The sequence below is a fragment of the Corallococcus sp. M7 genome, assembly GCF_054512695.1.
Window position 1 is genome coordinate 8,995,372 of record NZ_CM137252.1, and the last position, 11,240, is coordinate 9,006,611.

Sequence of the window (11,240 nt, forward strand, 5' to 3'; positions counted from 1 at the left end):
GAGGCAGGGCGTACCGCGACCTACAGTCGGGAGAAGGCGTCGTGGAGGGCCTTCTGGCCGCCGTGCTCCAGCACCTGGCCGTGGCAGACGACGACGCGCTCCACGTCCCACTTCAGCGCACGCCGGAGGGAGGCGCGCACGGCCTCCGGGTCCTTGGTGAACAGGCGCAGGAAGCGCGGGGCGGCGAACCTCCCCAGGACGCCGTCCAGCCACAGGTACGCGCGCAGCTTCAGGCCTTCCGCGTGCGCGTAGTGGAAGGCCAGGTCGGTGACGATGGCGGTGCGGGACGGGCGGTGGAAGAAGAGGAACTCGTTGAGCTGGGGCATGCCGCGCACGTGCATCTGGTCCACCACCGGGACCCAGGCGGGGTCGGGGGTGTCCTCCAGCTCCAGGTCGATTCGCAGCGCCGGCTGCTTCGCGCGCAGCCCCGCGGGCGCCACCACGCGGGCGTCGGGGAAGGCCGCGGCCCAGTCCGGCAGGTGCAGGTGGTGGAAGAGGTTGGGGGCCACGAGGAAGCGCACGGGGCCCAGGGCCTCCACGGCGGCCCTCCGCTCCGGCGTGAAGGCGACGGGCGAGTGCACCCACAGCCCGCCGTCCGGCAGGCGGAGGACCGTCATGCGGCCGCCCACGGGGACGCCGAAGAGGGAGAAGGGGGCGTCGAACACGTGGACGTCGTCGGCGAGCTGGCGGGGCGCGGTGTCAGGGGTCGTGGGCATGGCGGGTCGTTTTCCAAGCACGGACGGCGTTCAGGGGACGAGTCCGGCCTGTGTCCGGCGTTGATTTCCGGAACATCCCGGCGTAGGCAACCCCCACTTTCCATCCCCTAGCAAGGTTCCCAAGCACATGGCCGAGAAGCTCACGCCCCGCGAGAAGGGCTTTTCCGAGTGGTACGTCGACCTGGTCCAGAAGGCGAAGCTCGCCGACTACTCGGACGTGAAGGGCTGCATGGTCATCCGCCCCAACGGCTACGCGCTGTGGGAGAACATCCAGCGGACGATGGACAAGATGTTCAAGGACACGGGCGTGAAGAACGCCTACTTCCCGCTGCTCATCCCGGAGTCCTTCCTCAAGAAGGAAGCCGAGCACGTGGAGGGCTTCAACCCGCAGCTGGCCGTCGTCACGCACGCGGGCGGCGCGAAGCTGGAGGAGCCGTACGTCATCCGGCCCACGTCCGAGACCATCATCAACCGCAGCTTCTCCAAGTGGATCCAGAGCTACCGCGACCTGCCCCTGCTGGTGAACCAGTGGGCCAACGTGATGCGCTGGGAGATGCGCACGCGCCTGTTCCTGCGCACCACGGAGTTCCTCTGGCAGGAGGGCCACACCTGCCATGAGACGGAGGCGGACGCGGAGGAGCGCACGCTGCAGATGCTGGAGGTCTACCGCACGTTCGCGGAGGACTACATGGCCATGCCCGTGCTGCCGGGGCGCAAGTCGGAGTCGGAGAAGTTCGCCGGCGCGCTGCGCACGTACAGCATCGAGGCCATGATGCAGGACAAGAAGGCGCTCCAGGCGGGCACCAGCCACAACCTGGGCCAGAACTTCGCCAAGGCCTTCGACACCACGTTCCAGGGCCGCGACGGCAAGGTGCACCACGTGTGGCAGACGTCGTGGGGTTCCTCCACGCGCCTCATCGGTGGCCTCATCCTCACGCACTCGGATGACGCGGGCCTGGTGGTGCCGCCGCGCATCGCGGCCACGCACGTGGTCATCATCCCCATCGCCGGCAAGGCGACGGACGCGGAGAAGACGCAGGTGATGGAGAAGTCGCACGCGCTCGCCGCGGACCTGCGCAAGGCGGGCCTGGGCGTGGTGGTGGACGACGACGAAACGAAGGGCCCGGGCTTCAAGTACAACGAGCACGAGCTCATCGGCACGTGTCTGCGCATCGAGCTGGGGCCCAAGGACCTGGCCAAGGGCTCGTGCGTGATGGTGCGCCGCGACCTGCGCCAGAAGGAGTTCGTGTCGCTGGACGAGGCCGTCGCCAAGGCCCAGGCCATGCTGGACCAGATGCAGAAGGACCTGTTCCAGAAGGCGAAGGACTTCCGCGACTCGCACACCTTCGAGGTCAACTCCTACGAGGAGATGAAGGCGCGCGCCGAGGACGGCTTCCTGCTGGCGCACTGGGACCTGGACCCCAAGACGGAGGCGCGCATCAAGGAGGAGACGGGCCTCACCACCCGCTGCCGTCCGTTCAGCGTCAAGCAGGAGCCGGGCAAGTGCGTGATGACCGGCAACCCGTCGCCGGGCCGCATCGTGTTCTCCAAGGCGTACTGAGCCCGGGAACGCGTGCGCTGCATCCGCGGGGCTGGGAGGCGACTCCCAGCCCCGTCGTCTTTTCAGCTCGCGGCGAGCAGGCCGCGCTTCCTGGGCAGGAAGGTGGCCACCGGCTCCGGCTTGCCCGCGACGGGCAGCGGGGCGGCGGCCTCGAAGTCGAAGGTGTCCCGGCAGCGCTCGCGCGTGGCGTGGGAGACGAGCACCGGGGCGCCGACCTTCTTTGTCAGGCCCTCGATGCGGCTGGCCAGGTTCACCGCGTCGCCGATGACGGTGTACTCGCGGCGCTGCTCGCTGCCGACGGCGCCCACCACCACGCGGCCGGTGTGGATGCCCACGCCGATGTCGAGCGTGAACTCCCCCCGCGCGGCGCGCTCGCGGTTGAGGGACTCCAGCGCCTCCAGCATGGCCAGCCCGCACGCCACGGCGGCCTCCGGGTGGTCGGGCTGCTCCAGGGGCGCGCCGAAGTACGCGAGGATGCCGTCGCCGATGAACTTGTCGAGGGTGCCGCCGTGGCGGAACACCACCTCCACCATGCGCGACAGGTACTCGTTGAGCAGCGCCACCACCTGCGGGCTCTCCATCCGGTCCGACAGCGTGGTGAAGCCCCGGATGTCGGAGAAGAGCAGCGTCACCTCGCGGTGCTCGCCGGCCTCGCCGTCGGTGCCGCGCTCGGAGATGCGCCGGGCGACCTCCGGGGAGAAGAAGCGGCCCAGCCGTTCGCGCTGCATCTCCTCGCGCACCACGTCCGTCACCAGGCCCATCACCGTGCGGCTGATGAAGAAGGCCACGGACGACGCGAGCACCATCACCAGCACCATGCCGGGCAGGAACTGCGAGGGCTCCAGGCCCGCGCTCAAGGTGAGCAGGGCCACCGCGACGATGCCCAGCGCCGTGGCCCCCGCGACGATGAGCCGCGACAGCGTCACCATGGACACGATGACCACCAGCACCAGGTACACGCCCATGGTGAGCAGCGCGGTGGGCACGCCGTTGTCGGTGGCCGGGATGGCCTGCGCCTGGAGGAAGTAGATGAGCGGCATGTCCAGCAGCGCCACGCCCAGCGCGGGCCGCCGCAGCAGGGCCGGCACCTTGCGCGCCGCCGCCCACAACACCGCCGCGAGCGCGATATAGGCCCCCAGCACGCCGCGCGACACGCTCCAGTCGTCCGCCAGGGCCAGCAGGAGCCACGCGGTGGTGGCACCGACGCGCGTCATGTTGAGCCAGGAGCCGACCTCGGCCCGCCACTCCTCCAACCGGCGTTGCAGGGTGGCTTCGACTCGGGCGCGTGAGAACAGGAACCGCATGTATCAACGGAGGCTACCCCACGCATGGAGCGCTCTCCAGGCGGGGCTCCCTGCGTTAGGGTCCGGGCCCAATGGCGAGCATCGGGCACGTAGCGGTGGGCATGGCGCTGGGGCGTCATGAGACGGGGCCGGGCGCGCCCTGGCGGCGGCGGGTGGCGGTGATGGCGTTCCTGTCCCTGCTCGCCCTGCTGCCGGACGCGGACGTGGTGGCGTTCGCGCTGCGCATCCCCTACGCGGCGACGTGGGGACACCGCGGTGCGTCGCACTCGTTCGTGTTCGCGGCGGCGGTGGCGCTGGCGGTGGCGGCGCTGGCCCGGTGGAAGGGGGAGTCCGCCACGCGCTGGGGGCTCCTGACGTTCGCGGCGGTGGCCAGCCACGGCATCCTGGACACGCTCACGGACGGCGGGCTGGGCGCGGCCCTCTTCTGGCCCTTCTCCCACGCGCGCGTCTTCGCCCCGGTGCGTCCGCTGCCGGTGGCGCCCATTGGCGCGGGCATGCTGTCCGCGCGGGGCCTGTACGTGAGCGGCGTGGAGTTCCTCGTGTTCCTGCCCGCCTGGGTCTACGCGCTGTGGCCCCGGAAGAAGGCGCGCGCGGTGGGGAGCGTCCAGGTTCCCTGAAGGAGGTCTTCACGATGCGCCTGTTCACCGCCGTGACGCTGGGAGAGGTCCTCACCGCCGAGACCGAGCGGGGCATCGAGCGCCTGCGCGCCCTGGCTCCGGACGCGAAGTGGGTGCGGCCGGAGGGCGTGCACCTGACGCTGCTCTTCCTGGGCGACGTGGACGACAGCCGCCTGCCGGAGCTGCGCGACGCGCTGGAGCCGGTGGGGCTGTATCACGCGCCGTTCGTCCTCTCGGTGGCGGGCGGAGGGACGTTCGGCCCGCCGTCCCATCCGCGCGTGCTCTGGGCGGACGTGCGCGGAGACACCGCCGCGCTGAAGGCGCTCCAGGCGGACGTGGCGCGCGCGCTGGAGCCCCTGGGCTTCACGTCCGAGCACGGCGAGTACATCGCGCACCTGACGCTGGCCCGGGCCCGGCCGCCGCGCGGAGACCCGGCGCTCGCGGCGTGCGCGCGCGAGCTGCGGAGCGCGTCATGGGGCGAGGGGCGCGTGGACCGGCTGGTGCTGTTCGAGAGCACGCGGGGCCACTATGTTCCCCGGCTGGAGGTGATGCTGGAGCGCGGCTAGCAGGCGCGCAGGCCTTCCGCCACGGGCACCGCCGCCGGCAGGGTGACGGTGAGCAGCGTGCCGCGGCCCTCGCGGCTCTCCGCGCGCAGCGTGCCGCCCAGGCCGGTGACGATGGTGTGGCTCACGGACAGGCCCAGGCCGGTGCTGTTGGGGCGCGCGGTGGCGAAGGGCTCGAAGATGTGCGCGAGCGCGTCCGGGGACAGGCCCTTGCCGGAGTCCTGCACCTCCACCACCACCTCGCCGTCCTCGCTGGTGTAGGCCGCCACGCGCAGCACGTTGTGCGCGGCGTCCTGGGTGTCCATCTGCTGCAGTGCATTGAGCAGCAGGTTGAGGAAGAGCTGGGTGAGGCGCGCCTCGTCCGCGTCCACCGTGGGCATGTCGTGGAAGTCCCGCTCCAGCCGCGCGCGGTGCTGCAACTCGCCGCGCAGGAGCTTGAGCGCGTTCTCCAGCACCGGCTGCACGGCCACGCGGGCGCGGTGCTCCGGCGGCTTGCGCGACAGCGTGCGCAGGTCCTGCACGATGTGCTTGAGCCGGGTGGCGCCCTCCACCGTCTCGCCCAGCGCCTCCAGCAGGTCGTCCAGGTCCGCGCGCGGCACGGGCTTGCCGTCCAGCAGCGGCTGCTTCAGGCGGTCCATCTCCTCGCGGATGTACGAGAGGTTCGCCAGCACGAAGGCCAGCGGGTTGTTCATCTCATGGCCCACCGCCGCCGCGAGCGAGCCCAGCGCGGACAGCCGGTCCGCCTGGAACAGCCGCGCCTCCAGTTGCTTGCGCAGCGTCACGTCGCGCGCGAACACGCGCAGGCCCGGCGGGTCCCACAACTGCGCGACGGTGAGCTCCCAGTAGCGCCCGTCCAGGTGCACCGTGGGCGGCGGCTCTCCGGGGGGCGCGCCCCGCCACGCCCAGACGATGGCCGCCTTCACCAGCGGGTGCTCGGCGCCCTTCTCCACCAGGTCCTGGAAGGCCGCGTGGGTGGCGGGGTTCGCGTACCGCAGCTCCCCGTCCATGCCCAGCTCCAGCAGCGGCTCCGGGTGCAGCAGCGGGAACGACGCCAGCCGGTACAGCGGGTCTTCCAGCGCGCGCAGGCCGCTGACGTCGCGCACCAGCAGCCCCAGCCGAATGCCCGTGTCCCCGGGCGAGGGCTCGCAGGGGGTGATCTCCGCCGCGTAGACGCGCTCGTCGCCGTTCACGTTGAGCCGGTACTCCAGCCGTCCGTCGGAGCCGCCCTGGAGGACGACCTGGAGCAGGGACATGAGGGGCTTGCTCGCGGCGGCGCCCAGGACCTCCTCCAGCTTGCGCCCCTCCGCGCCGCGCATGCTCAGGCCGAAGGCGCGGCCGGACGGGGACCACAGCCGCAGGCAGCGGCCCTCCGCGTCCAGCTCTCCGGCCAGGTACTCGGCGGTCCCCGTGGGACGCGGGCCGGACGCGGGCGCGTCCAGGCCGGGAGACCGGACGAAGGTCTCCACCCGGAAGGGGCCCATGAGCATCTCCAGGTCCGCGCCGTCGGTGTTCATCCGGGTGAGGACGGAGATGAGCGCCTGCGCGTCCGCCTCCGGCATCCGCTTCGTGAGGATGAGGCCGTCGGCGAGCGTGGGGATGGTGAAGAGGAACGGCGTGAGCTTCGGCGCGTCCGCTCCCAGGTACGTCGTCAGCGTGGCGCGCATCGCGTGCGCGTCCTTGTGGTTGCAGAAGAGCGCGCACAGGTCGGACTCGCCGCGCAGCACCGCGTCCAGCGCCTTGCGGTAGGTGCCCAGGAAGCGCTGCTCGGAGAAGAGCGTGTCCGGGCGCAGGCCCAGCGACTCCAGGTGGCGCACCGGCAGCAGGTGCCCGCCCGTGGAGCGCGGCGCCACCCACGCCACGCGCTTGCCCGCCAGCGTCTCCAGCGTCAGCGGCTCGTCCGCGCGGCAGATGAAGGCCGCGTGGTAGTAGCAGCTGCCGGAGCGCACCGCGCGCAGCACCGCGCGCGCCTGCGGCTCGAAGGCGTTGCACTGCTCGGCCGTGCCCCAGGCCATCTCCACCCGGCCCGAAGCGAGCTCCGCCTCCAGGTACTCGTAGGTGGGCGCCATGGACATCACCACCGGGCGGCCCATCCGCTCCGACAGCGCCCGCGCGAACAGCTCCACGCGCACGTGCTCCCGCACCTCACCGAGGGTCGGATAGAGCAGGCAACGGATGGGCGAGTTCGATGCGGTCACGACGAATTCCTCCGATGAGCCCCCTCTCCCGCACGCACGAATCGCCGGCGCGCGAGTGCCCCGTAACTACCTGAAAATTTCCGGCAATGCCACACTATTCTGGGTTCGCTGTAATAAGTAGATTCCCCAGGTTTACCACGCTCTGACCCAGGGTCGGAAGCGACATCCACGTACCACGAGTGAACCCCGCTCTGAAATGGCTGGCACCCGCGCTGCACTGGGGGTGGGTGGACGGGTGCAACCCATGGAAGGGACGGACGGATGCGCTGGATCGTGAGGGGATTGTGGCTGCTGGCCCTCGTGGTGGTGGGGGCGGCGTGGCTGGTGGGCCGCGGGACGCAGGCGGCGCCGCGACAGGCGGAGGGCGTGGCGGCCAAGGTGCGGACCGGGGACGTGGTGTTCCAGACGTCTGGATCACGCCAGTCGAAGGCCATCCAGGTCGCCACGCACAGCCCGCTGTCGCACGTGGGGCTGGTGGAGGTGACGCCGGAGGGGACGTTCATCGTGGAGGCGGTGCAGCCGGTGAAGCGCACGCCGTTCGCGCAATGGAAGGCGCGCGGGGTGAAGGGGCGGCTGCTGGTGATGCGCCCGCAGGGAGTGGATGACGCGGCGAAGGCGCGGGCGGTGGAGGAGGCGAAGCGTCACCTGGGCAAGCCGTACGACGCGCTCTTCGGGTGGGGCGACGAGGCGATGTACTGCTCGGAGCTGGTGCGCAAGGCGTACGCGGCGGGCGCGGGCGTGGAGTACGGGAAGATGGAGCGGCTGGGCGACCTGGACGTCGCGGGGCTGCGGCGTGAAATCGCGGAGCGCTACCGGGGTCCGGTGCCGGTGGACCTGGAACTGGTGACGCCCGCGAGCCTGGCGGCGGATGCCAGGCTCGCGGTCGTGTACTCGGATTTCCCTCGAGCGCACTAGCGCTTCACGCGCAGGACCTGGAACCCCTTCCCTCCGGTCCCGAAGCCCTTCAGGTTCTCCGCCCGCACCACCAGGTCGCCGTTGGACAGCACGCCCCAGACCTCGGCGCGGGCGAGGACGCCGCTGGTGGTCCGCTCGTAGCTCCGGGCCTCCGTCCACGTCACGCCGTCCGTGCTGGTGAAGAGCCGCGCATAGAGGTCCGACGCGGGCTGCACGTCGCCCACGTCCGCCCTCGCCGTTCCCAAGACGAAGCCGCCTCCCGTCAGCGCCTCCAGCGAGTACGCCGGCCCTGGCAACGTCATCAGCGCGTCCACCCGTCCGCTCGCGTACACGCGCAGGAGCTTCGGGTGCTCGGGCTCATAGAGCGTGGACTGCCCCAAGAGCAGCTCGCCTCCCGACAGCACCGTCCCCGTCACCGCGTTGGCCCCGTAGCCGCCCATCACCTTCGTCCAGGCGCGGCCGCCGTCCGTCGAGCGCAGCACCGCCGCCTGCGCGCTGCTGCTGCCGAACGTGGCCCACAGCACGCCGCGCGTCGCGTCCGCGTGCAGCGCCGTGCCGTGCCGGTGGTCCTGGAACGTCGCGCGCGTAGCCCACGTCGCTCCGCCGTCCGTGCTCGCCCACAGCCGCAGCGGCGTGTTCGCGGAGGTGAACGTCTGGTGCTCCAGGAAGAACACCGTGCTGCCCAGCTCCGCGAAGCTCGCGGGCGACATCGCGCGGTAGCTCCCCAGCGAGGCCACGTCCGCCCACGTGCGCCCGCCGTCCGTGGAGCGCTCCAGGTGGTAGCTGCCGCTGCGGCTCATCTGCGCCAGCAGCGTCCCGTCCTTGAGCGCCGCCATCACCCAGAACGACGCGCCGCCCACGCCCTGCCCTCGCGCGCTGAAGGTGCGCCCGCCGTCCGTGCTCGCCAGCAGCTTCGAGCGGCTCCCGTCCAGCGCCAGCGCGTACACCGTGCCCGCGCCGTCCACGGCCAGCACCTCGTGGGTGGTGTTCGTGAACACCGGCTCCAGCGTCACCGGGCCCTGCGTCCCGGCATCCACCGGAGGCGTGCCCGCGTCCACGCCGGCATCCGTGCCCGACCCTGCATCTGGCGTCCCCGCGTCCACGCCGCCATCCGTGGTGCCCGAACCCGCATCCGGCGTCCCCGCGTCCACGCCGCCATCCGTGCCCGAGCCTGCATCCGGCGTCCCGCCGTCCTGACCGGAGCCGCCGCCACCTTCCGGCTGGCGCGCCAGCGCCACGCGCATCACCCGGCCACTGGAGTTCGCGTCCACCGCGTCGCCGTAGAAGCACGGCACCTCCGTGACGCTGTCCGGCAGCACGTCCAGGGTGCTCAGGTAGCCCTTGAAGCTCGTGCGCGAATCCAGCGTCACCGGGTCGCTGAACACGCCGTCGCGCAGCACCCGCACGCGGATCTCGTAATCCGTCGCCGTCTGGAAGTGATTGTAGAAGACATACAGCGCGTCCCCGATGCGCGTCACCGCGGGCTGCAACGCCCAGTCCGGCGTCCCCTCCACCAGGATGCGCGAGCCGAACGACGTCCCGTCGAAGCGCCGGTAGTACAGCCGCTCCGTCTCGTCCTTGTAGACCAGGTGGATGCCGCCCTTGCCGTCCTCCACCGCGCTCAGCGCCGCGCCATGGTAGATGCCGTCGGAGAACGCGTCCCGCTGCGGCCCCCACGTGTCCAGCGGATCCGCCGCGTCACGCACCCGCATCCGCGTGGGCTCGAAGCCGTCGTGCATGGCCCAGAAGAAGACGAGCTTGGACCCCACGCTCAAGAGCCGTCCCCCGCCCCGCTTGCGCGTGCGCCCCAGGTCCGGCTGCCTCTGGAAGGTCGCGCCGCCATCCGTGGACACCGCCACCACCGCCGTGGCGCCGCCGTCCGACTCCAGCCGGAACGCCTGCACCCACAGCCGTCCCTTCGAGTCCCTCGCCAGCAGCGCCCGTGAGTACGCCGTCGAACTGTCCGCGTTGAACACCCGCACCGCCGGCTCCGGCGTCCAGGTGTCCCCCTCCGCGTCGTAGCGCCACCACTGGAAGTACACGTCGTGCCGCGACGACGCCGCCAGTGAAGGGCCTTCGTACGCGTAGACCATCGCCACGTCGCGCCCCACCGCGACCAGCTCCGCCCGGTCGTGGTGCGACGCATCCGGCTGGATTTCCGCCAGCTTGGAGAAGCCCTGGAACCCGTCCTCGGAACGGAACAGGTTCAGCCCCTCGCCCTCCGCCCCCTGCTGCTGGATGGCCAGGAGCCACGTGGGCTCATGCCCGTTGCCTGTTTCGATCCGCACCGCGTGCCGATGCGCCGGCAGCGTCAGGGCATTGCCCCCGCCGGCCGGCACCATGGGCACTCCTCCCGCCGCCACCACCGTGGTCAGCAGGGCCCCCACCCAGGACATCATGTGATTGTGCGCCCCCTGTCGTATCCCCGCCCGAAAGGTAGGGACGGCAGACCCGGGAGCAATCCGGCGGAGGCGGACCCGGAGGGCCCGGCAATCTCCGCGCGGACAGGTGAACACACCCACCGCGCGACGCCCCCGGGAGTGTTGGGAGCGTCGCGTCGGCGCCCTGCGACTACTTCGCCTTGCGGCGGCGCGGGGCGGTGGTGCCCGCGTCGGTCGTCGTGCCCGCGTCCATGCCCTCGAGCGTGCCCGCGTCGGCGGCCGTGCCGGCGTCCGGCGTGAGGGTGGCGATGGCCGGGGGCGGGTTCACCAGCTTCAGCGAGGTGAGGAACGCGTCCGCCGTGGTGTTGGGGTGGTTGGGGTTGTAGATGACCAGCAGCGTGTACAGGCGCGGGCCCACCAGGAAGTTACGCGCCTTCACCGCGCCGTGGACCGGCGAGCTGACCGTGTAGGCCTTGCCGGGGTAGCCATCCAGGGTGATCTCCGCCTCTTCCTTGAGGGTGCCCTGGACCTCCTTCACGATGCCGTCCCGGCCCTCGTTCAGCAGGGCCTCCGGGGGACGGCTCGCCACCAGCCGCTCCGGGTAGTCCGCGGTGCTGACCGAGTAGATGGTGCCGTCATCGGTGCGCACGGAGAAGGCCGCGGTGTTCACCGTGCTGGAGCCCAGCGGAATCTGCCGGCGCGCCACCTGGGGCTCCATCGGCATCTCGATGGTGAAGCCTTCCGCGGCCTCGTAGGGCTTGAAGGCCGGGGCCGCGGCGGCGGTCTCGGCGCCACCCGCCGCGCCCGGGGTGGGCTCGTTGGGCACGTCCTCGATGGTGGAGGTCGCCTGGGGACCGCCCGACGAGGAGCCGTCGGTCTTCTGCTGGTTGGCGCACGCGCCAGCGATGAGCGCGAGGGTGGTGAGCGACGCGAGGAGGAGGCGGGACAACGGGCGCATGGGCACGCTTCCTGAGAGGGAAGTGGAAGA

The 11,240-nt window shown here is 71.5% G+C and carries 9 protein-coding genes; 4 read left to right on the forward strand and 5 right to left on the reverse strand.

The genetic code is table 11. The annotated features are described in order from the left end of the window. Positions 1 to 20 precede the first annotated feature (20 nt). Positions 21 to 716, reverse strand: coding sequence for a DUF4336 domain-containing protein (locus ACX114_RS36095; RefSeq protein WP_459291972.1), 696 nt, complete (start codon positions 714 to 716; stop codon positions 21 to 23). 127 nt (positions 717 to 843) lie between these two features. On the opposite strand from ACX114_RS36095, the gene proS reads away from it, so the two are divergent. Beyond that, the gene (proS, locus tag ACX114_RS36100) at positions 844 to 2,277 is read left to right on the forward strand and encodes a proline--tRNA ligase (protein ID WP_459291974.1); all 1,434 of its coding nucleotides are present in this window, start codon (positions 844 to 846) and stop codon (positions 2,275 to 2,277) included. A gap of 62 nt (positions 2,278 to 2,339) precedes the next feature. Here proS and ACX114_RS36105 read toward each other — a convergent pair whose 3' ends face one another. Next, positions 2,340 to 3,581, reverse strand: a complete 1,242-nt coding sequence (locus ACX114_RS36105) for an adenylate/guanylate cyclase domain-containing protein (RefSeq protein ID WP_459291976.1) — start codon at positions 3,579 to 3,581, stop codon at positions 2,340 to 2,342. A 71-nt stretch (positions 3,582 to 3,652) separates the two neighbouring features. Between ACX114_RS36105 and ACX114_RS36110 the strand changes: the two genes are divergently transcribed. Beyond that, complete coding sequence (locus ACX114_RS36110; RefSeq protein WP_459291978.1) at positions 3,653 to 4,198, forward strand: metal-dependent hydrolase; 546 nt, start codon at positions 3,653 to 3,655, stop codon at positions 4,196 to 4,198. A gap of 14 nt (positions 4,199 to 4,212) precedes the next feature. After that, positions 4,213 to 4,764 (forward strand): RNA 2',3'-cyclic phosphodiesterase, encoded by a 552-nt coding sequence (thpR, locus tag ACX114_RS36115; RefSeq protein ID WP_459291980.1) that lies wholly within the window; start codon positions 4,213 to 4,215, stop codon positions 4,762 to 4,764. Here the strand turns inward: thpR and ACX114_RS36120 are convergent. Beyond that, complete coding sequence (locus tag ACX114_RS36120; RefSeq protein ID WP_459291982.1) at positions 4,761 to 6,956, reverse strand: PhnD/SsuA/transferrin family substrate-binding protein; 2,196 nt, start codon at positions 6,954 to 6,956, stop codon at positions 4,761 to 4,763. The two genes, thpR and ACX114_RS36120, sit on opposite strands and share 4 nt — an antisense overlap. A gap of 261 nt (positions 6,957 to 7,217) precedes the next feature. Here ACX114_RS36120 and ACX114_RS36125 point away from each other — a divergent pair, with 261 nt between their 5' ends. After that, on the forward strand, positions 7,218 to 7,871 hold the full coding sequence (locus tag ACX114_RS36125; RefSeq protein WP_459291984.1) for a YiiX/YebB-like N1pC/P60 family cysteine hydrolase: 654 nt from the start codon (positions 7,218 to 7,220) through the stop codon (positions 7,869 to 7,871). Here ACX114_RS36125 and ACX114_RS36130 read toward each other — a convergent pair. Further along, positions 7,868 to 10,270 carry a WD40/YVTN/BNR-like repeat-containing protein gene (locus tag ACX114_RS36130; protein ID WP_459291986.1) on the reverse strand — a complete coding sequence of 801 codons (2,403 nt, stop codon included), beginning with the start codon at positions 10,268 to 10,270 and terminating at the stop codon, positions 7,868 to 7,870. The two genes, ACX114_RS36125 and ACX114_RS36130, sit on opposite strands and share 4 nt — an antisense overlap. Before the next feature lie 172 nt (positions 10,271 to 10,442). Beyond that, complete coding sequence (locus tag ACX114_RS36135; protein ID WP_459291988.1) at positions 10,443 to 11,210, reverse strand: hypothetical protein; 768 nt, start codon at positions 11,208 to 11,210, stop codon at positions 10,443 to 10,445. Positions 11,211 to 11,240: the final 30 nt, after the last annotated feature.